The following is a 22,165-nucleotide window of genomic DNA, read 5'->3' as shown; positions in this document are numbered from 1 at the left end:
AATTGTTGGTTTTCTAAAGGGGAAAAACACTGTCAAGGGAGAAGCTGAGCCCAGAGCATCGAGCCGGCAACTTCTCCCGATCAACCGTTGCTCAGTTGACGATGGCGAGAATGTCCTTCTCGGAGAGGAGAACGAACTCGTTGCCACCGAGCTTGATGTCGGTGCCGGCGTACTTGCTGTACAGGACCTTGTCACCCACGCTCACTTCGGGAGCCTGGCGGGTTCCGTCATCACTGCGCTTGCCGGGGCCGACCTGCACCACCTCACCCACCTGGGGCTTTTCCTGGGCGGTGTCGGGCAGAAGGATGCCACCAGCGGTTTTTTCGTCCGAATCGGACACCTTGATGAACACGCGGTCTCCAAGGGGTTTGACCGTGGAAACGCTCAGAGAAACAGCAGCCATGAATCCATGCAAAAGCGACAAAGTGACGCCTGCGGCGCCACGACAACGGCGAGTTGGCACTCTGGCCCGTTGACTGCCAACCTAGGCGAAGCGCCTGCGCCTCTGCCATTCGATCCCTGTGCGGGTCACCGAACCTGCCCGGCCAGGTCCCATCGCCAACCGCCGTGGACTCACGGACAGGCGGCGGTCTCAGCTGGCAAGGCATGGGCGAGTGGTAAGGTTGCGCCGCTTAAGGCGGGGGGCACCCGCTGCGCGAAACCTTTTCTTGACCTATGGCTGCTGCACCCGCAACCTCCAGCACCTCCACCGGCGCCAAGGGCGTTGTTCGCCAGGTGATCGGTCCTGTGCTGGACGTTGAATTTCCCGCAGGCAAGCTTCCGAAGATCTTCAACGCCCTGCGCATCGAAGGCCGGAACTCAGCCGGACAGGACGTGGCCCTGACCGCTGAGGTGCAGCAACTGCTGGGTGACCACCGGGTTCGTGCCGTTGCGATGAGCACCACCGACGGCCTGGTGCGGGGCATGGAAGCCCTCGACACCGGTGCACCCATCTCCGTGCCTGTGGGTGAAGCCACCCTCGGCCGCATCTTCAACGTGCTGGGTGAGCCTGTCGACGAGCGTGGTCCGGTCTCCACCACTCTCACCTCGCCGATCCACCGCGAGGCTCCCAAGCTCACCGAGCTGGAAACCAAGCCCAAGGTGTTCGAAACCGGCATCAAGGTGATCGACCTGCTGGCCCCCTATCGCCAGGGCGGCAAGGTTGGCCTTTTTGGTGGAGCCGGCGTCGGCAAGACCGTGCTGATCCAGGAGCTGATCAACAACATCGCCAAGGAGCACGGCGGTGTGTCGGTGTTCGGTGGGGTGGGCGAGCGCACCCGCGAAGGCAACGACCTCTACGAAGAATTCAAGGAATCCGGAGTGATCAACTCCGAGGACCTCAGCAAGTCGAAGGTGGCCCTCTGCTACGGGCAGATGAATGAGCCCCCTGGCGCCCGCATGCGCGTGGGCCTCTCGGCGCTCACCATGGCCGAGCACTTCCGTGATGTGAACAAGCAGGACGTGCTGCTGTTCATCGACAACATCTTCCGCTTCGTCCAGGCCGGCTCCGAAGTGAGCGCTCTGCTGGGCCGCATGCCCTCCGCTGTGGGCTACCAGCCCACCCTCGGCACCGACGTGGGTGAACTGCAGGAGCGCATCACCTCCACCCTGGAGGGCTCGATCACCTCGATTCAGGCCGTCTACGTTCCCGCCGACGACCTCACCGACCCGGCTCCCGCCACCACCTTCGCCCACCTTGATGCCACCACGGTGCTCAGCCGCGGGCTGGCCTCGAAGGGCATCTACCCCGCTGTGGATCCCCTGGATTCCACCAGCACCATGCTGCAGCCAGCTGTGGTGGGCGATGAGCATTACCGCACCGCCCGGGCTGTGCAGAGCACCCTTCAGCGCTACAAGGAACTGCAGGACATCATCGCCATTCTCGGCCTTGATGAACTCTCCGAAGATGACCGCCGTACGGTGGACCGGGCACGCAAGATCGAGAAATTCCTCTCCCAGCCCTTCTTCGTGGCCGAGATCTTCACAGGTCAGACGGGCGAATACGTGAAGCTCGAAGAAACCATCAAGGGGTTCAACATGATCCTTGCCGGCGAACTCGACGACCTCCCCGAGCAGGCGTTCTATCTGGTGGGCACGATCGATCAGGTCAGGGCCAAAGCCCAGAAGATTGCCGCCGAAGCCAAGAAGGGCTGAGTTTCACCATTCCATACCCTTCCTGAGCACCCGTCCCCATGACTCTCAACCTGCGCGTACTGGCCCCTGATCAGAGTGTCTACGACGGCACTGCAGATGAGGTGATCCTGCCCAGCACCTCCGGTCAGGTGGGCATCCTCACCGGCCACGTCTCGATGCTCACCGCCCTTGATGTGGGCGTGATGCGTCTGCGGGCCGGCAAGGACTGGACCAGCATCGCTCTGATGGGTGGCTTCGCTGAGGTGGAGTCCAACGAAGTCACCGTGCTGGTGAACGGCGCCGAGCTGGGCTCGCGCATTGATGTCAGCAAGGCCGAGCAGGAGCTGGAGCTGGCCGAGCAGAAGGCTGCTGGATTTGAAGGCCAGCCCGCCAGCACCGAAAAGGTGAAGGCCCAGCAGAGCCTGGCGCGCTCCCGCGCCAGGCTCCAGGCCACCAAAGCCAACTGAGGCGGCGGGGGGCTCTGCATGAGCCTGCGTTTCTTCCTCGACTCAGCTGATCCTCTCGCCTGGGAGGAGTGGATGCCCAGTGGCTTCTTTCACGGCATCACCACCAATCCCAGCCTGCTGCGCCAGGCCGGACAGATCTGTGGCGTGGCCGATCTGCGCTCCCTCAGCCGGCGAGCCCTGGATTTCGGCTGCCAGGAGCTGCACCTGCAGGCCTGGGGACGGGAGCCCGAGGCGTTGCTGGACTGTGGCCTGGCTCTCTCCGAGCTGGCACCGGGGCGGATCACCATCAAGGTCCCGCTCACCAGGGCCGGTGCCCGCGCGGCAGTGCCGCTGATCGCCCGCGGCATTCCGCTCACCTTCACCGCCTGCTACGAAGCCCCCCAGGTGCTGGTGGCCGCAACCCTGGGCGCTCGCTACATCGCCCCCTACCTCGGCCGCATCCAGGATCTGGGCCGGGACGGCCACCAGGAGCTGATCACGATGCAACAGTGCGTGGATCGCAGCGGCTCGAGCCTGCGGCTGCTGGTGGCCAGCCTGCGGGCCACCAGCGACCTCAGCCGCCTGGCGGCGGCTGGCATGACCACCTTCACCCTCTCCCCGCAACTGGCGACGGCCCTGTTCAGCTGCGAGGCGAGCAACGCCGCCGCGGCCCGCTTCGATGACGATGCCGACGCCACCTTGGTGCAGCGGTGAGCGGCAAGGGGCGGGAACTGGGCCTGCAGCTGAGGGCCTGGCACGAGACCGGCCACCCCGGGCTCAACAACGGCAGAGCCATCGCCAACCGGCTGGTGGATCTGCTCGGAGCCGAGGAGCGTCTCAAGGGGCCCGTCCGCGATCTGGCCGATCAGCCCCTGCTGCTGCTGGCTCTCCAGGAGAGCCGGGCCGGCCGCAGCACCTCCGTGCAGCTGCTGGCCGAGCAACTGGGCGGCACCTATGCCCCGTCGGTGCTGAAGGAACTGCTCGATTTGCTGGAGGCCGCCACAGGGGTGGAGATCGCCCGCCCCCTGGAAGCTGGACTCCGCACAGAGGCCAACCCGGTCGGCGCAGCTCACTCCGCAGTCTCCATCCAGAGGCCTGCTCAGCCGGCCGGGTGGCGGTCGCTTAGCCACTCGCTCAAGGCCATGGGCCCTGGCCTGGCCCTGGCGGCGGGCGCAGCACTGGTCCTGCGCTGGCTCAGCGGTGAACTGGACCGCTGGCTGTTCCAGCCATGGGACTGGCAGGGCTGGCTGGTGCTGGCGCTCACCCTGGCGCTGCTGCAGGCTCTCAGCCTCGGACCGCTGAAACGGGCCCGGCGCCAGTGGCCCCTGGAGCAGGCCGATGCCACAGCGCCCCATCAGGCCTGGCGCTGGATCGCCGCCCCCTGGATCCATCACAACCTGGCCGAAGCGGTGGTGAACGTGGCGCTGCTGCTGCTGATCCTGAGGGCTCCCTCGCCGCTTCCCCTGGCCGATGTGGTGCTGCGCTACCTGCTCACCAGCCTGGCCACCACGGCTCTGGCGCTGCTGGTGGCGGAGCGGTGCACCAGCGAACGGCGCTGGGACGGAGCCGCCGGGGCCGTGAGCGCCCTGATCGGCCTGGCGGCCGCCTCCAGCCTGCTCTACTGGCGTGCCCTCTCCTTCAGCCTGGGTCCGATCAACATCCCCAGCTGGGTGCTGCTGCTGGTGTATGGCGCCCTGCAGCTGGGCTGGCAGCTGCCCAGCCAGAGCGAGGACGACGACAGCCGGCCCCTCGATCGCCTGCTGAGCAGTCAGTGGTGCTGGGGCCTGGCGCTGGGGGTGAGCTGGGCGCTGTTGAACCGCTTGGGAACCCTGCTGCAGCTGGCTCTGAAGGCGGGGGGAGCCGAGGGCTGAGCGGGATCAGATCACTTCATATCTGGGTTGTGATCTGGGTTCAGCTCTGCTTTCCCGCGCTGATCGCCGCCATGTAGCGCCCCCAGAGCTCGGCCACCAGGGCACCGCTGGCCTGCTGGGCTGGTCGATTGTCGTCGTTACCCATCCAGATGGCGGTGAGAATCTCCAGCGCCGGGGAGTAGCCGATGAAGAGCACGTCCACGCCGTTGTCGGTGGTGCCGGTCTTGCCGCGGCCATCGGCCACCACCGCAGCCGCCCGCCCCGTGCCGCTGCGCACCACCTCCGCCAGCAGATCGTCCATCACGGCGGCATCGCTCGCGCGCAGCAGCTGGCGGGGCTGCTCACCGATGGGAATGGTCACCCCCCGCTCCGGGCAGGTGGCAAGGCTGTAGATCGAGCGGCAGATGCCCAGGTCGTAGATCTTGCTCACCCCATGCATCGGCACACTGCGACCCCCATTGGCCACCACGGCATAGGCCCGGGCCAGCTCGTAGAGCAGGGTTTCACGGCCACCGAGCATGGTGTTGAAGTCGGCGTCGAGGGGGGTGCCGATCCCGAGCTGGCGGGCCTTGCGCAGCACCTGCCTGAGGCCGGCTTTCTCCGCCAGACGCAGGGCCACCACGTTCTCGGAATCGGCGAAGCCCCTGGCCACGCTGATGCTGCCGCTGCCCTGGCGGCAACCGGCCACATAGGAGAGGGGGGCACAGGAGATGAGCTGCTCGGGAGTGGTGCCGGCCTCCAGCGCCGCCAGGTAGGGAAAGAGCTTGAAGGTGGAGCCGGGCTGACGCAGGGCCTGGACCCGGTCGAAGCTGGAGCGCGAATAATCGCCGCCGCCCACATAGGCAAGGATCTTGCCGCTGCGGTAGTTGAGCGAGATCAGGGCCCCCTGGGTGAGCCCCACCCGTGCGGCCGGCCCTTCGAGAAAGCGTTGCAACTGCTGCTGGGCGAGCTGCTGCAGCTTCGGATCGATCGTGCTCACCACGTAGTAGTTACCGCCCGAAGCCTTCTGCGCAAGGTTGAGGCCGAAGCGGGTTCCCTCCAGCTCGCCGAGCACGTAGTCGCTGAAGAAGGGATAGCTGGAAAAGCTGGAGTCGCGGCAGGCCGAAGGATCGATGTTGAGGGGCCGCCTCTGGGCATCGACCAGCTGCTGATCGCCCAGATAGCCCTGCTCATGCATCAGCTTGAGCACCAGATCACGGCGCTCACGACCGGCGGTGGGATCCTTGGCATTGCAGGGGCTGTAGCCATTGGGGCTGGGCAGCAGGCCCACCAGGAAGGCCGCCTGACCCACGTCCAGCTCCGTGGCCGACTTGCGGAAATAGAGCCTGGAGGCCTGCTCGAAGCCATCGGTGCCGAGGCCCAGATGGGCCCGGTCGAGGTACATCTTCAGGATCTGATTCTTGCTGTAGCCCACCTCCAGCTGCAGGGCCACCCACAGCTCCCGCAGCTTGCGGTTGAGGCTGTAGTCGGTGCCCACTTCGGGGTAGTAGATGCGGGCCACCTGCTGGGTGAGACCGCTGCCACCGCCACTGCCCAGCAGCACCGAGCGCAGGGTGCCGAACAGATCAACTCCGCTGTTCCAGCCGAAGCGCGCCTCCTCGGAGGCCATCAGCGCCTGGCGCAGGTGCAGGGGATAGGCCTGCAGGGAGGGCAGAGCGGTGGCGGAGCCCTCCTTGGCGTCAATCTGCTGACCTGAGGCCGAGACGATCCTCACGGGGCCTGAGATCAGGCGAATGCGCGAGCCGCCACCAACGGAGGAGACCAGCAGCAGACCGCCCACCAGCAGCCCGGAGCCCAGCAGGCTGCCCAGGCCCAGCAGGTTCAGCGCCTGCTCCAGCGGGCTGCGGGGATGCTGATAACGCAGACGCGGGGCCGAGCCCTTGAGCGGCGAGCCCAGCTGCACCTGATCGCCGTGGCGCAGGCGAATGGCACTGATGCGCCGATCGCGGTGGAAAAGGCCGTTGGCGGAGTTGAAGTCTTCGAGGGCGAAATCGCGCTCGCCGGGGCGCGGCTTCTCCAGGATCGCGTGCACACGGCTGAGGCTCTCCGCCTCAATCGGCAGTTCACAGGCTGGATCGCGGCCGATGCGGTAACGCCCCTCCGAGAGCACAGTGCGGCTGACCCGCCGCTCCCCGAGCCAGAGCTCCGCCACCGCCTGGCGCTCCAGCAGCTGACCCCAGGCCAGGCGAATGGCCGCGGGGCGCCCGTCGGGACCGCCCCGCCTCCAGGCGGCGAGAAAACGACGCCAGGCGCTCCAGGAAGTGGACGGCTCGACCATGCGGTGCGGAACAGGCAGGCCCGGAGATACGCTACGCGCAGCAATCTCCCCGCCCGTGCTGCGCCAGCGCGATCCCTGGGAGCCCTTCAGGCTCTGGCTGGCCATCACGATCGGGCTCTATGCGATCCGGGCCAGTTTTGCCGCCACCTGGGTGGGGGCCATTCCCGGCTGGGTGCTGCTGGTGATGGTGCTGGTGGCCCTGCTGCTGGCCAGCAAGGCCCTGCTCTTCCCCGGCCGCGTGACCCCGCAGCGCACGGGCGATGGCGGCTGGTGGAGTGACCTCCAGGACGACTGGCGCCTGTGGTGGCACCGCCGCCGCGGCAACCCATGACCCCGCCTGAGGCCCAGCTGCGCCTGCGGGATCAGCCAGACAAGAGGGCCCGGCTCGATCCCGCCCGACCCCTGACCATCGGGCGGGAGGGCAACAACCGCCTCTGCATGCCTGAGCAGACCGGGCTCTCACCCCACCACGCCGTGGTGCGCCACTCCAGCAGCCACCAGAGCTGGGTGGTCTGCGACTGGCAGAGCAGCGATGGCACCTTCCTGCGCGGGGAACGGCTGCAGCGGTGCCGGCCCCTGGCCGACGGCGATGAGATCCAGCTCGGGCTGAGTGGTCCGGTGCTGATCTTCGAGCTCACCGCTGCGGCCCCCGCGGTTCAGCCAGCGGCCCGGGCGGCAGCGGCGCCAGCAGCCCAGCTGGCGGCGGCAGCGGCGGTCAGCAGCCTCGACATCGCTGGCCAGCAGATCCCCCTGGATCAGATCCGATCGGCCACGGTGCAGAGCCTGCCCCGTCACCCCCACATCTTCAGCTGGTGGCTGCTGGTCTGCCTGGGCGGTCTGCTGCTGCTGCCGTTCCCCGTTTTGTTCTGGCCCCTGGAGCTGGCGGCCCTGGCCGGCTGGATCCTGCTGGGCTCCCGCAAGGAGCACACCCTCACGGTGGTGCTGCGGGATGGCCGCGCCCAGCGCCGCAGCTTCGCCAACCGGCTCACGGCCCTCTCCCACCGCAACGGGATCCGCAAGGCCATCGGCCAGAGTCTGGAGGTCTGAACCGCCAAGCCAGCCCTCCGTGACCTGGATCCTGCCGGAAGGCGCCAGCCTTGATCTGGAGGGGATCTCCAGCCCCCTGCAGGTGCTGCGCGGGCTCGGTGGCGGCAGCCAGGGCCAGGTGTTCGAGGTGGAGGTGGCCGGCGAGCGCCTGGCCCTGAAGTGGTATCTGCCGGCCTGCATCGCCCGCGATCCCCACCTCAAGCGGCGCCTGGGAGAGAGCATCCGCGCCACCGCCCCCAGCGAGGCCTTCCTCTGGCCGCTGGCCCTGGTGACCCCCGGCCCAGACGCCTTGCCACTGCTGCGGCTCACGGAGCCGGGCTTCGGCTACCTGATGGAACTACGGCCAGCTGGGTTTGTTGGGGCCCATGAACACGTGGGCGGCCACCTGGCCATCGGGCTGCTTCAGGTGCTGCGGGCCGGCTTTTTCCTGGCTGAGGCCTTCCACGCCCTGCACCTCAAGGGCCTCTGTTACAAGGACATCTCCCTGGGCAACCTGTTCCTTGAGCCCTCCAGCGGCCGCATCCTGATCTGCGACAACGACAACGTGGACGTGGATGGGCGGGATCTGGGCAGCGTGCTCGGGACACCGGGATTCATGGCCCCGGAGATCCTGATGGGCCGGGCCCGGCCGGGGGCCAACAGCGACCTCTTCTCCCTGGCGGTGCTGATCTTCCGCCTGCTCACCCGCCACGATCCGCTGCGGGGCCGGAGGGAGCTGGCGATCCGCTGCCTGGATGAGCCCGCCCGGCGCCGTCTCTACGGCGAAGCCCCCCTGTTCATCTTCGATCCGATCGATGCGAGCAACCGCCCCGATCCGATCGAGCACGCCGCGGCCCTGATCACCTGGCCGATCTATCCAGAACCGATCAAGCTGCTGTTTGAGCAGACCTTCTGCGCCGGCCTGCAGGCTCCCCAGCGCCGAGCGCTCACCGGCCAGTGGATGGCGGCCCTGGCGGCGGCCCTCGACCAGCGGCAGCTCTGTGGCTCCTGCGGCCAGGAGACCTTCCCCGCCCCCAGCGATCCGGCCCCCCTGTGCTGGAGCTGCGGTTGCCCCCTGGCACCCCCCACCAGGCTGCGATTGCCCCATGGCCAGGTGACGGCGGCGGCGGGCAACGAGCTGCATCCGCACCACTTCGACCGGCTGCTGAACCTGCGGCTGGACCAGCCCCTGGCCCGGGTGGAGGCTCACCCCAGCGCAGGCGACCTGCTGGGGCTGCGCAACCTCAGCGACCAGGCCTGGCGAGCCGAGCTGCGCAGCGGCCAGCAGCTGGTGCTGAAGCCGGGACAAGCCTGTAATCTCGCGTCACTGGTGCGGTTGATCACACCGGCGGGGGCGGTCGAGCTGCCCTGCTGAGCCCACTCTCGAGTCCGGATCCGATGCCCTTCCCCAACGTCAGGCTCGCCAATCGGCCGCTGCACTTCATCTACATCTGCGATTGCTCCGGCTCCATGGAGGCCCAGGGCAAGATCCAGGCCCTCAACCAGGCCATTCGTCAGTCGCTGCCTGGGATGGCCGAGGTGGCCCGCCAGAACCCGGAGGCCCGGGTGCTGGTGCGGGCCGTGGGCTTCGCTGACCGGGCGGCCTGGCATCTGGAGCAGCCCACAGAGGTGCAGCAGCTGCAGTGGCTCGACCTGCAGGCCGGCGGCATCACGGCCATGGGCGAAGCACTGGAGCTGGTGGCGGCGGCGCTGCAATCGCCGCCGATGGAGGAGCGGGCGCTGCCACCGGTGCTGGTGCTGATCTCCGACGGCCAGCCCACCGACGACTTCGACGCCGGCCTGGCCGCGCTGATGCGCCAGCCCTGGGCCCAGAAGGCGGTGCGCCTGGCGATCGCCATGGGCCACGACGCCGACACCGAAGTGCTGCAGCAGTTCATCGGCAACGATCCGGGCGGCGGGCTGCCCGCCGGCGAAATCCCTGGCGCCAGCGGCCAGAGGCCCCTGCACCGCTCGGGCCGCTCGCCCCGCCGCCCACTGCAGGCCAGCAATGCCACCTCCCTGGCCCAGTACATCCAGTGGGCCTCCACCGCCGTGGTGGGCGCCGCCTCGATGCCGGCCAGCCGCATGGCGGGCTCCGGGCCCCAGGCCAACATCCCCCTGCCGGATCTGCCCCCCACCCTGATGGATCCCACCGACGACGTCGGTCCACTGGTGTGGTGAGCGGCTGGAGACCAGCCCTGCAGGCGCGTCGCATCGGTGCGGCCCACGAGCGCAAGGGCCGCCCCTGCCAAGACGCGGTGGCCGTCGCCCAGTGCCGCAGCCGGGACGGCCGGGCTGTGCAGGTGATGGCCGTGGCCGATGGCCACGGCGGTGAGCACTACCCCCTCAGTGACGTGGGCAGCGCCCTGGCCTGTGAGCAGGCGCTACTGGCGGTGGAGGAGCACCTCAGCGCCACGGACCTCGAAGGCTCCCTGGCCCCTGATCTCCAGGCCTGGAGCCACTGGCTGGGCACCGGACTGCCCGAAAGGATCCACGGCCAATGGCTGGCCCGGGTGGGGGAGCACTGGCGACAGCAGGCCACGGCCCCTGAAGCCGCCAGTCCTGAAGCCATCAGTCCTGAAGCCGAGGTGCCACGGCTCTACGGCACCACGCTGGGGCTGGTGGTGATGACCCCCCGCTGGTGGGGTTACACCGGCCTGGGTGACTGGGACCTGGTGCGCATGGATTCGAACGGGCCAGCGGCGCTGCTGAGCGAGGAGGAGGCCAGCGTGGGGAGCGGCGAAGCCACCGGCAGCCTCTGCCTGGAGCAGGCCGCCCGGATCTTCCGCAGCGGGCTGCAGTTGATCGAGGCCCCAGGAGCCAGCTTCGGGCTGATGCTGAGCACCGATGGCATCCGCAAGTCTTGCGCCACCGATGCCGATTTTCTGGTGCTCGCCGCTCACCTGATCGCCACCCCCACCGCCGGCGCCAGCGAAGCACTGGCCGCGAACCTGGAGCAGATCACCAACGAGGGCAGCGGCGACGATGTGTCGGTGACCATGGCCCTGCACGAGGGGCTCCACATCCCCGGCGAGGAGCCGGCTGCTCTGGCACGGCCCCCTCAGGCCTGGAGCGGGCTGGCCCTGATGCCGGCGCTGCTTGGGGCGCTGCTGCTCACCAGTGCCGGCATCGGAGCGGGCTGGTACTGGCTGCAGCAGCGGACCCTGGTGCTCCAGCGGAACCCGGCGCCCCAGCCGGCGGCAGCCGTGCGCCGCCAGATCCGTCAGCTCTGCGATGGCCCCCCGGCCGCCATTGCCGGCACCCTCAGCAGCCGGCGCAGCCAGTTCACGGATCTGCGCCAGGGACGTCTCAGCCCCGCATCCCTGCTGGCTGCGGCTGAACTGGATCCCCTCGGGGCCCTGATCGCCGGCAGCTTCGATCCCGCCACGGGTGGGATGGTTCAGGGGAAAGCCCTGACGGCCCTCGGCCTCTGCCCGCTTCTGGTGACTGCTCTGCAGCGCCAATGGCCACCCACCTCCAACACCATTCCCGATCCCCCAGCCCGATGAACGACCACCAGCTCGGAGCCGCCCTCAGGCAGCAGGTGCTCAGCGACCTCCAACACGGCCGCGGCGCCGAGGGTCGCCGTCTGCAGGCTCTGGCCGGCGACTTCTGCGGTGAGGAGCAGATCAAGCTGCTGCCGGCCCTGCGCCATCTGCTGCTCTCGGCCGCCTTCGCCAGTGCGGCCAGCCAGAACCCGCCCCTTTCCGGCTCGCGCCAGCTCCCCAGGCTGATGCAGGAACTGGAGGAGGTGTTCAACCCCGCGATCTGCCAGCGCATGGAGAGCGTTGTGGAGGGTCTGCTCGGCCAATCCCCCCAGGGCGCCGGGGCCTCCGCTGCAGCGCCTGCATCAGCTGCAGCGCCTGCACCAGCTGCAGCTCCAGCATCCCTCAAGCCCAGGCCAGCCGTGCCAGCTCAGGCAGCAGAACCAGCCCCAGTGCCAGCACCGGCCAGCCGTGGCGGTGGCACTGGCGCCCTGCTCAGTGTGCTTGCCTTCCTCAGCGGTGGCCTGGCGGTGGCCCTGGTGGGCGCCGTGCTGCTGCTGCGGCAGTCGCCCCCCGACAGCGTTGAGATCCCGCCCACCCCCAGGCCCCGCGCGGCGGCACCAGCCCCTGCGACGCAACCGCCCCTGCCGCCCCAGGAACCGAGCCTGCCGGAGCCGGAGCCCATCGCCCCGCCGAAGCCAACAGCCGCCAGCAGCGATCAGGCGATCGCCAGCGTTGAGAGCCTCTACACCGCCCTGAGCAGCAGGTCATACGACCAGGCCCGTCGCTTCTTCGGGGGAGCGGCGGCCGATCAGTTCGACCCCGCCTTCTTCAACCAGTTCGAGCAGGTGAGCGTGAGCGATCTGCGCACAACCGCTCAGGAGGGATCCAGTGTCACCATCCAGGGGCTGGTGACCTTTGTTTATCCCGATGGCAGCGTCCAGAGCGAAAACCGCCGATTCAGCGTCGACACCTCCAGCACTCCTGCCCTGATCACCGCCAGCGAGTTCGCTGGCGTGGTCAGGGCTCGCTAGGCAGATGCGTCGATCAGGCGGTCCCGCAGAAGGTGACATCAGGGAACTTGGCCTTGGCTTCCTCAAGGGCCTTGCCCTTGCCCTCTTCCTGCCAGTAGTTGATCACCTCGGTGGCCTTGTTGAGGACCTCCACACGCTCGTTGTCGGTGATCCAGGATTTGGCTTCGAGCTCACCTTTGAGGGTTTCCCAGGCGTCTTCCCGGGGCCAGAAGAAATAGGCGGTGAGGGGGCTGGGGCCGCCGCCAACGATCTGATCGACCGCAAGGGCGACGTTGTCGGGCAGCCAGAGGATCTTCAGCAGGAAGCGACCCTCGTCGGCCTTGGGGGTGTGACCGGATGGGACCCCGTCCTCATCAACCGTGGCCGAGGCCAGGGCGGCACTGGCTCCGCGTAACGGAGGACGCCCCTGGGTGGGAGCCTCATCAGCGGTGCTCACCGCCACGGCCGCCTCAGCGGGGGTCTCTGTCGTGGCAGCGCTTTCAGGGGCCGTCGTGGTTTCGGCGCTCAAGGCAAAAAGGCAAACAACTAACGTACCAGTCTCTGAACCACCCACTCCTGCAGCCGCGCGCCGTCCTTCTCTTCGACATCGACGGGGTGATCCGCGATGTCAGTGGCAGCTACCGCCGGGCCATCGCCGAAACCGTGCACCACTTCGGCGGCTGGCGGCCCGAACCGCAGCAGATCGACGACCTCAAGGCCGAGGGCCACTGGAACAACGACTGGCAGGCCTCGCTGGAGCTGCTGCGGCGCGGGGGACTCCAGCCCCTGCCGGCCATGGCTGCGGTGGTGGAGGTGTTCGGCCAGCTCTACTTCGGCGGTGATCCAGACGCCGATCCCGACAGCTGGAGGGGCTTCATCCGCAGCGAGCCACTGCTGGTGCAGCCCAGCTTCTTTGAGGTGCTGGCGCAGGCCGGCATCGCCTGGGGTTTCGTCAGTGGCGCCGAGCCACCCTCCTGCCGCTACGTGCTTCAGCAGCGCCTGGGCCTGGTGGATCCACCTCTGATCGCCATGGGTGAGGCACCGGAGAAGCCCGATCCCAGCGGTTTTCTGCGCCTGGGGCTGACGCTGGCCACCACACCCACGGATGGCGTGCTGCCGCTGGCCTACCTGGGCGACACCGTGGCCGATGTGCACACGGTGGTGGCCGCCCGGCGCCAGCGCCCTGACCTCCAGCTGCTCAGCCTGGCGGTGGCCCCACCGCATCTGCACCCAGCGCAGCAGTCCCGCGCGCGCGCTGGTTATGAGCAGGGGCTGCGCGCGGCTGGGGCGGATCAGATCCTCCCTTCCACCGCCAGCCTGGAGCCAGACCAGCTGCTGACCTGGCTCCAGGCTGCTCCCTTCAGCGCTCCATCGCCGCCGGCAGCTTGAGGGCGGCGGCGGTCAGCACCTCATGGCCGGCCTCGGTCACCGCCACGTCGTCCTCGATGCGGATGCCGATCCCCTTCCAGCGCTCCTCAATCGCAGGCTGTCCTTCCGGCACCGCCAGGCGGTCGCTCACGTAGAGCCCCGGCTCCACCGTCAGCACCATGCCCGGCTCCAGCGGCTGGGGATGCTCGCCGAGGCGGTAGGCGCCCACGTCATGAACGTCTAGGCCCAGCCAGTGGCCGGTGCGGTGCATGTAGAGATGGCGGTAGGCCCCCTGCTCGATCAGCTCGTCCAGCGCTCCCCGGAGCAGACCGAGCTGAACCAGGCCCTCCACCAGCACCCGCAGGGCGGCCCCATGCACCTGCTCGGCATCGGCGCCCGGGCCCACACAGGCGATGGCCGCCAACTGGGCCTCCAGCACCAGCTCGTAGAGGGCCCGCTGCTCGCCGCTGAAGCGGCCGTTGATCGGGAAGGTGCGCGTGATGTCGCCGTTGTAATAATCCGACACACTGCAGCCGGCGTCGATCAGCAACAGATCCCCATCACGGAGGGGCGCATCGTTGCGGATGTAATGCAGCACGCAGGCGTTGTCGCCCCCGGCCACGATCGAGCCGTAGGCCGGTCCGCGGGCACCCTGCTCCAGGAAGTGCTGCTCGATCACCGCCTGGATCTGGCGCTCGCTCAGACCCGGACGGGCCACCTCCCGGGCCAGCTCATGGGCTTCGGCGGAAATTCTCGCCGCCTCCCGCAGTCGCTCCAGTTCGGCCGGGCTCTTGCGCAGGCGCATGTCCTGCAGGATCGGGCAGGGGGCCACCAGCCCCAGGGCGGCATGGCCCGTGCGCGGCGCACGATCGAGCTGCTGGCCCCAGGCCTGCAGCACCAGGGGCTCCACGGCAGCGTCGCGGCCCACCCGGAAGGCGATCCCTTCGGCGCCCTGGAGGTAGTCGGCGAGGCGGGAGGCCAGCTCGGCGCGGGGGTGGGCCAGATCAGCACCGAACTGCTCCACCGCCCCCTCGCAGCCCCAGCGGAAGCCGTTCCAGACCTCCGCGGAGGGGTCCCTGGGCTCAACGAAGAGCACGAAGGGGTTGTCACTCTGGTGGGGCAGGAAGAGGGCGACAGCCCCCGGCTCATCGAAGCCGGTGAGGTACCAGAAATCGCTGTGCTGGCGGAAGGGGTACTCCACATCGGCGTGGTGGCGCACCAGTGGTGCCGCCGGAATCACCGCCGCGGCACCGCCCAGGGCCTCCAGGAAACGCACACGACGCTGGTGGAACTCGGTCTGGGGGATCACCATGGGGTCAGCGCCTCTAGCGAGAAGATGGCATACCCCATTGAATGAACGTGTTCCCATGCCGCGATCGGCCGCGACGACAGCCCGATGAATGAGCTCCTGGGTCTGGCGGCCTTGGTGGTGGTGATCCTGATCGGGTCGGCTGTCTGCTCCGGAGTGGAAGCGGCCATGCTCACGGTCAATCCCCTGCGGGTGCACGAACTGGCCAGCAGGCCGCGGCGGGTGCGGGGGGCCAAGGCTCTCCTGGCCCTGAAGAACCGCATGGGCCGTGCCCTGGCCGTGCTGGTGATCCTCAACAACGGCTTCAACATCTTCGGCAGCCTGATGCTGGGCAGCTATGCCGGCTGGGTGTTCTCCAGGCTCGGCGTCAATCGGATCGCCCTGCCGCTCTTCTCCGTGGGGCTCACCGTGCTGGTGATCATGCTGGGCGAGATCCTGCCCAAGGCCCTGGGCAGCCGCCTGTCGCTGCCGGTGTCTCTGGCCAGCGCCGGGCCGGTGAGCCTGCTGCTGCGGCTGATGCTGCCGCTGGTGCTGCTGCTGGAGCGGATGATGCCGGCGATCACCGCCGAGAGCGAACTCACCACCGACGAGGAGGAGATCCGCCTGCTGGCGCGGCTGGGCTCGCAGAAGGGCCAGATCGAAGCCGACGAGGCAGCGATGATCGCCAAGGTGTTCCAGCTCAACGACCTCACCGCCCGGGATCTGATGGTGCCCCGGGTGGCCGCTCCCACGGTGTCGGGCCATGCGCCGCTGGAGAGCGTGCGCGATCTGCTGCTCACCAACACCGCCGGCTGGTGGGTGGTGCTCGGTGAGGAAGTGGATGAGGTGCTGGGGGTGGCCAGCCGCGAGAGCCTGCTGGTGGCCCTGGTGGAGGGTCGCGGCAGCGACAGCGCCCTCAGCCTCACCGAACCGGTGGAGTTCGTGCCGGAGATGATCCGTGCCGACCGGCTGCTCACCGCCTTCCGCCGCAGCAGCCATTCGGTGCGGGTGGTGGTGGATGAATTCGGTGGGTTCGTGGGGGTGATCGGTGCCGACGCCGTGCTGGCGGTGCTGGCCGGTTGGTGGCGGCGGCCCCAGCCCGTCGGGGAGGCCCGGGGATGAGCCCAGCGACCATGGCCCCGCCACCGGTGCTCGAGCGCTGTGAGCAGCTGCTGTTGCGCTGGCGTGCCCAGCTGGCCCTCAGTGCCCGGGAGCGCTCCAGCCTGGCTCCGGAGCTGGCCGCCTTCGATCGCCAGCTGGCTCGGCTGCGGCGCCGGGAGCTCCGTCTGGCTGTGCTCGGCCGGGTGGGTGTGGGCAAATCCAGCCTGCTCAACGCCCTGCTCGGGGAACCCCGTTTCGCCACGGACCTGGCCCATGGCTCCACCAGGGAGCAGCAGCGCCAGCCCTGGCCCGGGGCGATGGCCGGGCCGCTGCAGGTGCAGCTGGTGGACACTCCCGGCATCGATGAGGTGGCCGCCGCCGCCCGCCATCGCCTCGCCGCCCGGGTGGCCCTGGGGGCCGATCTGGTGCTGATGGTGCTCGATGGCGACCTCAGCCGGGTGGAAGCCGAAGCGGTGCAGCAGCTGCTGAGCTCAGGCAAGCCGCTGCTGCTGGTGGTCAACCGCCTCGACGCCTGGCCCGAAGGGGAGCGGCAGGCCCTGCTGGCCAGCATCCGCCGCCGACTTCCCGCCGGCGCGCGGGAGCTGGAGCTGGTGGCCGTTGCCGCCGCGCCCCGGGCCGGAGTGCTGCGGCCCGACGGGCGGGTGCGCAGCGAGCCGCAGCCGCCGCAGGTGGAGCCCCTGCGCCAGCGGCTCAACGACCTGCTGCGGGCCCATGGGGAGCTGCTGCTGGCTCTCAACGCCCTGGCGGCCGGTGATCGCTTCAACCAGCGCCTTTCGCACTGGCGCCTGCTGCAGCACCGCCGGGAGGCCCAGACCCTGATCGGACGTTTCGCGGCCCTCAAGGCCACCGGTGTGGCTGCCAACCCCCTGATCCTGCTGGATCTGGCCGCTGGGCTGGCCCTGGATACGGCCCTGGTGCTGCAGCTCTGCGAGCTCTATGGCCTGCCGCTGAGTGGCCCCCAGGCCAGGGCACTGCTGGGCCGCCTCTCCGGCCACAGCGCCCTACTGGGCGGCGCCCAGCTGGCCCTGCAACTGCTGCTGGGAGCCGTACGCAATGTGCTGCTGCTGGCGGCACCGGCCACCGCCGGGCTGTCCCTGGCTCCGGCGGCGCCGGTGGCCCTGGCCCAGGCAGCCTTGGCGGTCCGGACCACGCGCCGGACCGGGCGCCTGGCGGCCGCCGCCCTGCTCAAAGGGGCCCAGAGCGGCCGTGCCCGCCCCGGGGCTCTGCTGCGCCGCCTGGGGCGCCATGACCCCCAGGCCCGTCAGTGGCTGGAGCAGTGGCAGCAGGATGGCCGAGAGCCCGTCAGCGTCAGCCTGCTGCCGTGAGTGAAACCGCCAGCCAGCCGGCCTCGGTGGCCCTGTTCGGCACCAGCGCCGATCCACCCACCCTGGGGCACCGCAGTCTGCTGGCGGGGCTCAGCCAGCACTACCCCCTGGTGAGGACCTGGGCCAGCGACAACCCCTTCAAGAACCATGGGGCACCACTGGCCGTGCGGGCGGCCCTGCTGGAGGCCGTCGTGGACGGACTGGAGAGTCCAAATCTGCGCCTCGACCAGAGCCTGAGCAGCCCCAGGGCCCTCGACACCCTCGAGCGGGCAGCGCGGCAGTGGCCACAGGCGGAGTTGGTGTTCGTGGTGGGCAGCGACCTGCTGCCCCAGATCCAGAGCTGGTACGCCGTGGATGAAATCCTGCGCCGCTGCCGCCTGGCGGTGGTGCCGAGGCTGGGCTGGGCGCTGGACCCCCTGGAGATCGAGCGGCTCAACCGGCGCGGTGGCCGGGTGGAGGTGCTGCCCCTGCAGATTCCCGCCACGGCCAGCTCCGCCATCCGCCGGCACCCTGACCCCCAGCTGGTGCCGCCGGAGCTCTGGCCGGTGCTGCTGGAGCAGAATCTCTACGGTCTGCGCTCCCGCCAGACCAGCCGCCCTCCCCAGCGCTGATGCGTCTTGCCCTGGCCCAGATCAATCCCCTTGTGGGGGATCTGCGCGGCAATGCCGCCCAGCTGTTGGAGCAGAGCCAGCGGGCTGCGGCCGCGGGGGCCGATCTGGTGATCAGCCCGGAGCTGTCGCTCTGGGGCTACCCCCCGCGCGACCTGCTGCTGCGCCCCTCGCTGCTGCAGCTGCAGGGGCAGGTGCTCAATGGCCTCGCCGCCGAGCTCCCGCCGGGTCTGGGGCTGCTGCTGGGCCTGGTGGAGCCGATCGCCGGCCGCGAGCTGCCGGCCCTGCACAACGCCGCCGCCCTGGTGCAACGGGGCAGCTGGCGGGTGGTGGCCCGCAAGCGGCTGCTGCCCAGCTACGACGTCTTCGATGAACGGCGCTACTTCCAGCCCGGAGATCAGGCCTGCCTGCTGGAGTGGCCGGGGGCCGATCGGGTCTGGCGCCTGGGGCTCACCATCTGCGAAGACCTCTGGGTGGAGGAGCGGGTACAGGGCCAGCGGCTGGCGGGGGCCGACCCGATCGCGGAGCTGGCCCCCCAACACCCCGATCTGCTGCTGAACCTCTCCGCCTCTCCTTTCGCCCAGGGCAAACCGGAGCTGCGTCTGGAGCTGGCGGCGGCGGCGGCGGCCCGGCTGAGCTGTCCGGTGGTCTACGTGAACCAGGTGGGGGGCAACGACGAGCTGGTCTTTGACGGGGGCAGCTTCGTGATCGATCCCCAGGCCCGGGTGCTGTGCCAGCTGCCCTGCGCTCAGGTGGCCCTTGAGCTCTGGGAGCCCAGCCCCCGGCCCACGACACCAGCACAGGCCCCAGCAGCGCCGCCGGCGCCCCTGGAACAACTGTTCCGGGTGCTGGTGCTGGGGGTGTCCGACTACGCCCGCAAATGCGGTTTCCAGCGGGTGGTGCTGGGGTTGAGCGGCGGCATCGATTCGGCTCTGGTGGCCGTGATCGCCGCGGCGGCCCTGGGGCCTGAGCAGGTGCAGGCCCTGCTGATGCCCTCTCCCTACAGCTCAGCCGGGTCAAGCCTTGATGCGATCGATCTCGCCCACCGGCTGGGGCTGCCCCACCAGACCATGGCGATCGAATCGCTGATGGGGGCCTTCGACCACAGCCTGGATCCAGTTCTGGAGGGGGGTCCCCAGGGGCTGACGGCCGAGAATCTGCAGTCGCGCATCCGCGGCACCCTGCTGATGGCGGTGGCCAACCAGCAGGGTCGTCTGTTGCTCTCCACAGGCAACAAATCGGAACTGGCCGTGGGCTATTGCACCCTCTACGGCGACATGAACGGCGGACTCGCCGTGATCGGCGATCTCTACAAAACCACCGTCTTCCGGCTCTGCCACTGGCTCGATTGCGAGGCCACCGCGGCTTGTCGTCGGTCCCTGGGCCTGCCCGCCAACGGCGAGCTGATCGGCGCAGCGATCCGCACCAAGCCCCCCAGCGCCGAACTGAGGCCCGACCAGCGCGACAGCGATTCCCTGCCCGACTACGACCAGCTCGATCCCCTGCTGAAGGCCTACATCGAGCACTTGCGCTCCCCCGAAGAGCTGATCACAGCTGGAGAGGTGGAGCCCGAGCTGGCGCGGCGGGTGTACCAGCTGCTGCGCCGGGCCGAATTCAAGCGACGCCAGGCGGCCCCGCTGCTGAAAGTGAGCGGCCGGGCCTTCGGTGGCGGCTGGCGCATGCCCATCGCCGCCGGACCACTCAGCTGAGCCATGGAATGAGCCATGGAATGAGCAATCCGTGCCCAATCCGTGGCGAAAGCTGGCGATTGGACAGCCAGCCCGCCAACCTGGATGAAGCTTCTCAGTGGCATGGCCAGCATGGGCCCAGCGGCACCGATCGCGAGCATCGGTGTTCCCCGGGAGATCAAACGGGATGAACAGCGGGTGGCCCTCAGCCCCGACGGGGTGAGGGAGCTGGTGTCCCAGGGCCTGGAGGTGCGGGTCGAAGCCGGAGCCGGCCAGGGGGCCGGCATGGAGGACGCCAGCTACGCCGAGGCGGGCGCCCTCCTGGTGGGGCGCGAGGAGGCGTGGGGGGCCCATCTGGTGGTGAAGGTGAAGGAACCCCAGGCGGAGGAATTTCCCTTCCTGCGCGGCGATCAGGTGTTGTTCACCTATCTGCACCTGGCGGCCTACCCCGAGGTGGGCCGCGCCCTGCTGGAGGCGGGCACCACGGGCGTCGCCTACGAAACCGTCCAGCTCGACAACGGCAACCTGCCGCTGCTGGCGCCGATGAGCGAGATCGCCGGCCGGCTGGCCGCCCAGGTGGGAGCCCACCTGCTTGAGAAACCCCATGGCGGCCGGGGTGTGCTGATGGGCGGCTGTGCCGGGGTGCGGCCGGCACGGGTGATCGTGCTCGGGGCCGGCACCGTGGGCTGGCATGCCGCCCGGGTGGCTGCGGCCATGGACGCGGAGGTGTTCCTGCTGGATCGCAACCCCCAGCGCCTGCGCCTGCTGGAGCCCCAACGGATCGGGCGAATGGTCAGCCTGATCAGCAGCAACAGCCTGATCGAGCGGCTGGTGCCCAGCGCTGATCTGGTGGTGGGTGCCGTGCTCACCCCCGGCGGCCGGGCCCCCACCCTGGTGGGTGAGGAGTTGGTCAAGCGAATGAAGCCCGGCTCGGTGATCGTCGATGTGGCGATCGATCAGGGGGGCTGCATCGCCACCAGCCGTGAGACCACCCACACCGATCCCGTGGTGACCATCCACGGCGTGCAGCACTACGCCGTGGGCAACATGCCCGGGGCCGTCCCCTTCACCTCCACCGAAGCCCTGGTCAGCGTCACCCTGCCCTACATCATGGGCATCGCCGGCCGGGGCCTGGTGGAAGCGGTCACCGAACAGCCCGAGCTGCTCTCCGGCCTCAACACGGTGGATGGGGCGGTCTGTCATCCCGGCGTGGCCAAGGCGCTGGGGATGCCGACCCGCCATCCGATGGCCTGTCTGCGCTGAGCTGCTCCATGGGCGGCAGGGGCCGCCGCAGGGCCGCCGGCTGCAGGCCTTCGCGCAGGGCCAGCACGAGGCCAGCCGCCTCCGCATAGCTGGCTGCGGCAATCGCGCGCAGGCCGAGGTGCTCGGCGCTCACCTGCAGCAGGCAGGGGTTGCCCTCCACGACGATCAGGGGGATGCCCCGCTCCGCGCAGGCCAGAACCGCTTCACCGCCGAGGGCACCGGCCGGGGCCACCACCGCTCCGATCCGGCTGGGATGGATCACGGCCTCGCCAAGGAGCCCAGGGTCAGGCCCGAGCCCCGGCCCGCTGCTCAGGGAGATCAGATCGGGAGCCCGGCTCAGGCCCACCAGCACACAGGGCAGGAAGGTATGACCCAGTTCCTCCGCCGCCGCCAGGGGATTCAGGCCTGGATCCAGGGCCAGAGGGGCCAGGGCCGGGGCATGGGCGCAGGGCAGGCCCAGCTGGCGACTGAGCAGGTGGCTGATCACGGCTTCAGCGCCGGCCAGGGCATCCACGCCGCTGCCCTGGCGGTAGGAGGCCAGGGCCTCACTGCCGGGGTCGTCGGGGAAACGGGCCACCACGGCGATGGCGGTGGCCCCGGCCTGACGCAGGCGCTCCCCCGCCCGGATCAGGGCATCGGGGCGGCCGATACGGCCGCTGCTCACCCCGCTGGGGCCCAGCGAAAGGCTCACCTCCAGGGGCACGTCGGTGCTGATCACTGGGCCGATCGAGAGGCCCAGGCTGGCGCGGCAGGCCTCCGCCGCCTGAAGATGGCGCAGGCGCAGCTCCTCCTCGATGCCGGCATCCAGCAGCAGACCCACCCGCTGCGACGCCACCGGCGCCAAAGCCAGGTCGCCCGCTGCGAAACGGTTCAGAGCCCAGCCCTCCACGTAGTGGATCCGCGGATCACTCCAGTAGAGGGAGGCCGCATTGAGGGCATTGGGATGGGTGATCAGACAGCCGGAGGCCGCCGCCAGCAGCCGGGCCGCCGGCAGGCCATCGCCGGCATAGCCACCGATGGCGCAGCCGATGCCGGTGGGAATCACCAGCAGGGTGGGCAGGGGCCGGCTCAAGGCAGCACCAACAGCACCGCTTCGATCCTCAGCCGCCGCCGCTGCAAAGACCCCCCAGTGGCCGGCAGAACAGCCGTGATGGCCCAGCGCAGGGCCTCTCCATCCCCACGCTCGGCCAGAGCGGTAAGCACCTGGGGCAGCAGCTCCCCAGGGGCTGCCTCCAACCAGAAGTCCACTGT

At 69.4% G+C, this 22,165-nt stretch carries 22 protein-coding genes; 16 read left to right on the top strand and 6 right to left on the bottom strand.

Annotated elements, in window-relative coordinates; all coding sequences use genetic code 11:
• Positions 1–91 precede the first annotated feature (91 nt).
• Positions 92–403, bottom strand: coding sequence for a co-chaperone GroES (groES, locus tag KQ304_RS03080; protein ID WP_006171952.1), 312 nt, complete (start codon positions 401–403; stop codon positions 92–94).
• 272 nt (positions 404–675) lie between these two features.
• On the opposite strand from groES, the gene atpD reads away from it, so the two are divergent.
• From atpD to KQ304_RS03060, 4 genes are read left to right on the top strand one after another with little or no spacing between them, the layout of a single operon-like run.
• Positions 676–2,154 carry a F0F1 ATP synthase subunit beta gene (atpD, locus tag KQ304_RS03075; RefSeq protein WP_259735646.1) on the top strand — a complete coding sequence of 493 codons (1,479 nt, stop codon included), beginning with the start codon at positions 676–678 and terminating at the stop codon, positions 2,152–2,154.
• Between the two features lie 38 nt (positions 2,155–2,192).
• Positions 2,193–2,600, top strand: a complete 408-nt coding sequence (atpC, locus tag KQ304_RS03070) for an ATP synthase F1 subunit epsilon (RefSeq protein ID WP_259735645.1) — start codon at positions 2,193–2,195, stop codon at positions 2,598–2,600.
• An 18-nt stretch (positions 2,601–2,618) separates the two neighbouring features.
• Positions 2,619–3,293 carry a transaldolase family protein gene (locus KQ304_RS03065; protein ID WP_259735644.1) on the top strand — a complete coding sequence of 225 codons (675 nt, stop codon included), beginning with the start codon at positions 2,619–2,621 and terminating at the stop codon, positions 3,291–3,293.
• The gene (locus KQ304_RS03060) at positions 3,290–4,450 is read left to right on the top strand and encodes a rhomboid family intramembrane serine protease (RefSeq protein ID WP_259735643.1); all 1,161 of its coding nucleotides are present in this window, start codon (positions 3,290–3,292) and stop codon (positions 4,448–4,450) included. Before KQ304_RS03065 ends, KQ304_RS03060 begins: the two co-directional genes overlap by 4 nt.
• A gap of 40 nt (positions 4,451–4,490) precedes the next feature.
• On the opposite strand, the gene KQ304_RS03055 is transcribed toward KQ304_RS03060, so the two are convergent.
• A complete protein-coding gene (locus KQ304_RS03055) occupies positions 4,491–6,728 on the bottom strand; it encodes a transglycosylase domain-containing protein (RefSeq protein ID WP_259735642.1) in 2,238 nt (745 codons plus the stop codon).
• Positions 6,729–6,783: 55 nt separating this feature from the next.
• Between KQ304_RS03055 and KQ304_RS03050 the strand changes: the two genes are divergently transcribed.
• From KQ304_RS03050 to KQ304_RS03025, 6 genes are read left to right on the top strand one after another with little or no spacing between them, the layout of a single operon-like run.
• Entirely contained in the window at positions 6,784–7,059 is a 276-nt protein-coding gene (locus tag KQ304_RS03050) for a hypothetical protein (RefSeq protein WP_259735641.1), read from the top strand.
• Entirely contained in the window at positions 7,056–7,775 is a 720-nt protein-coding gene (locus tag KQ304_RS03045; RefSeq protein ID WP_259735640.1) for an FHA domain-containing protein, read from the top strand. The genes KQ304_RS03050 and KQ304_RS03045 overlap by 4 nt, the downstream gene beginning before the upstream one ends.
• Positions 7,776–7,794: 19 nt before the next feature.
• Positions 7,795–9,129 carry a protein kinase domain-containing protein gene (locus KQ304_RS03040; RefSeq protein ID WP_259735639.1) on the top strand — a complete coding sequence of 445 codons (1,335 nt, stop codon included), beginning with the start codon at positions 7,795–7,797 and terminating at the stop codon, positions 9,127–9,129.
• Positions 9,130–9,152: 23 nt separating this feature from the next.
• Entirely contained in the window at positions 9,153–9,935 is a 783-nt protein-coding gene (locus KQ304_RS03035; RefSeq protein WP_259735638.1) for a VWA domain-containing protein, read from the top strand.
• Positions 9,932–11,263, top strand: coding sequence for a protein phosphatase 2C domain-containing protein (locus KQ304_RS03030; RefSeq protein ID WP_259735637.1), 1,332 nt, complete (start codon positions 9,932–9,934; stop codon positions 11,261–11,263). Before KQ304_RS03035 ends, KQ304_RS03030 begins: the two co-directional genes overlap by 4 nt.
• Positions 11,260–12,273, top strand: coding sequence for a hypothetical protein (locus KQ304_RS03025; RefSeq protein WP_259735636.1), 1,014 nt, complete (start codon positions 11,260–11,262; stop codon positions 12,271–12,273). The genes KQ304_RS03030 and KQ304_RS03025 overlap by 4 nt, the downstream gene beginning before the upstream one ends.
• A 13-nt stretch (positions 12,274–12,286) precedes the next feature.
• On the opposite strand, the gene KQ304_RS03020 is transcribed toward KQ304_RS03025, so the two are convergent.
• The gene (locus tag KQ304_RS03020; RefSeq protein WP_259735635.1) at positions 12,287–12,781 is read right to left on the bottom strand and encodes a 30S ribosomal protein PSRP-3; all 495 of its coding nucleotides are present in this window, start codon (positions 12,779–12,781) and stop codon (positions 12,287–12,289) included.
• A 47-nt stretch (positions 12,782–12,828) separates the two neighbouring features.
• On the opposite strand from KQ304_RS03020, the gene KQ304_RS03015 reads away from it, so the two are divergent.
• A complete protein-coding gene (locus KQ304_RS03015; RefSeq protein ID WP_259735658.1) occupies positions 12,829–13,641 on the top strand; it encodes a TIGR01548 family HAD-type hydrolase in 813 nt (270 codons plus the stop codon).
• Here KQ304_RS03015 and KQ304_RS03010 read toward each other — a convergent pair.
• Positions 13,613–14,932: an aminopeptidase P N-terminal domain-containing protein gene (locus KQ304_RS03010; protein WP_259735634.1), complete on the bottom strand. Its 1,320-nt coding sequence runs from the start codon at positions 14,930–14,932 to the stop codon at positions 13,613–13,615. The genes KQ304_RS03015 and KQ304_RS03010 overlap by 29 nt on opposite strands.
• Positions 14,933–15,016: 84 nt before the next feature.
• Between KQ304_RS03010 and KQ304_RS03005 the strand changes: the two genes are divergently transcribed.
• The 5 genes from KQ304_RS03005 (at position 15,017) to ald (ending at position 20,914) form a co-directional block, all read left to right on the top strand.
• On the top strand, positions 15,017–16,030 hold the full coding sequence (locus KQ304_RS03005) for a CNNM domain-containing protein (protein WP_259735633.1): 1,014 nt from the start codon (positions 15,017–15,019) through the stop codon (positions 16,028–16,030).
• Between the two features lie 11 nt (positions 16,031–16,041).
• A complete protein-coding gene (locus KQ304_RS03000) occupies positions 16,042–17,355 on the top strand; it encodes a GTP-binding protein (RefSeq protein ID WP_259735632.1) in 1,314 nt (437 codons plus the stop codon).
• A complete protein-coding gene (locus KQ304_RS02995) occupies positions 17,352–17,966 on the top strand; it encodes a nicotinate-nucleotide adenylyltransferase (protein ID WP_259735631.1) in 615 nt (204 codons plus the stop codon). The genes KQ304_RS03000 and KQ304_RS02995 overlap by 4 nt, the downstream gene beginning before the upstream one ends.
• Positions 17,966–19,672 (top strand): NAD+ synthase, encoded by a 1,707-nt coding sequence (locus KQ304_RS02990; protein WP_259735630.1) that lies wholly within the window; start codon positions 17,966–17,968, stop codon positions 19,670–19,672. The genes KQ304_RS02995 and KQ304_RS02990 overlap by 1 nt, the downstream gene beginning before the upstream one ends.
• 84 nt (positions 19,673–19,756) lie before the next feature.
• Positions 19,757–20,914 (top strand): alanine dehydrogenase, encoded by a 1,158-nt coding sequence (gene ald / locus KQ304_RS02985; protein WP_399228223.1) that lies wholly within the window; start codon positions 19,757–19,759, stop codon positions 20,912–20,914.
• Here ald and KQ304_RS02980 read toward each other — a convergent pair.
• Complete coding sequence (locus tag KQ304_RS02980) at positions 20,826–21,986, bottom strand: DUF3326 domain-containing protein (RefSeq protein WP_259735629.1); 1,161 nt, start codon at positions 21,984–21,986, stop codon at positions 20,826–20,828. The genes ald and KQ304_RS02980 overlap by 89 nt on opposite strands.
• Entirely contained in the window at positions 21,983–22,150 is a 168-nt protein-coding gene (locus KQ304_RS02975; protein ID WP_259735628.1) for a hypothetical protein, read from the bottom strand. Before KQ304_RS02975 ends, KQ304_RS02980 begins: the two co-directional genes overlap by 4 nt.
• Positions 22,151–22,165 lie beyond the last annotated feature (15 nt).

This window comes from Synechococcus sp. CS-1329 (assembly GCF_025128055.1).
In the GTDB taxonomy this organism is placed as follows: domain Bacteria; phylum Cyanobacteriota; class Cyanobacteriia; order PCC-6307; family Cyanobiaceae; genus Regnicoccus_A.
This window is presented reverse-complemented; position numbering and strand designations above follow the sequence as displayed.

Excerpts from the sequence above, each read along its gene's own strand:
- ald (WP_399228223.1), top strand. The coding sequence starts at position 19,757 with ATGAAGCTTCTCAGTGGCATGGCCAGCATGGGCCCAGCGGCACCGATC.
- KQ304_RS03065 (WP_259735644.1), top strand. The coding sequence starts at position 2,619 with ATGAGCCTGCGTTTCTTCCTCGACTCAGCTGATCCTCTCGCCTGGGAG.
- KQ304_RS03035 (WP_259735638.1), top strand. The coding sequence starts at position 9,153 with ATGCCCTTCCCCAACGTCAGGCTCGCCAATCGGCCGCTGCACTTCATC.
- atpC (WP_259735645.1), top strand. The coding sequence starts at position 2,193 with ATGACTCTCAACCTGCGCGTACTGGCCCCTGATCAGAGTGTCTACGAC.
- KQ304_RS02990 (WP_259735630.1), top strand. The coding sequence starts at position 17,966 with ATGCGTCTTGCCCTGGCCCAGATCAATCCCCTTGTGGGGGATCTGCGC.
- KQ304_RS03055 (WP_259735642.1), bottom strand. The coding sequence starts at position 6,728 with ATGGTCGAGCCGTCCACTTCCTGGAGCGCCTGGCGTCGTTTTCTCGCC.
- KQ304_RS03005 (WP_259735633.1), top strand. The coding sequence starts at position 15,017 with ATGAATGAGCTCCTGGGTCTGGCGGCCTTGGTGGTGGTGATCCTGATC.
- KQ304_RS03000 (WP_259735632.1), top strand. The coding sequence starts at position 16,042 with ATGGCCCCGCCACCGGTGCTCGAGCGCTGTGAGCAGCTGCTGTTGCGC.
- KQ304_RS03025 (WP_259735636.1), top strand. The coding sequence starts at position 11,260 with ATGAACGACCACCAGCTCGGAGCCGCCCTCAGGCAGCAGGTGCTCAGC.
- KQ304_RS03010 (WP_259735634.1), bottom strand. The coding sequence starts at position 14,932 with ATGGTGATCCCCCAGACCGAGTTCCACCAGCGTCGTGTGCGTTTCCTG.
- KQ304_RS03045 (WP_259735640.1), top strand. The coding sequence starts at position 7,056 with ATGACCCCGCCTGAGGCCCAGCTGCGCCTGCGGGATCAGCCAGACAAG.
- groES (WP_006171952.1), bottom strand. The coding sequence starts at position 403 with ATGGCTGCTGTTTCTCTGAGCGTTTCCACGGTCAAACCCCTTGGAGAC.
- atpD (WP_259735646.1), top strand. The coding sequence starts at position 676 with ATGGCTGCTGCACCCGCAACCTCCAGCACCTCCACCGGCGCCAAGGGC.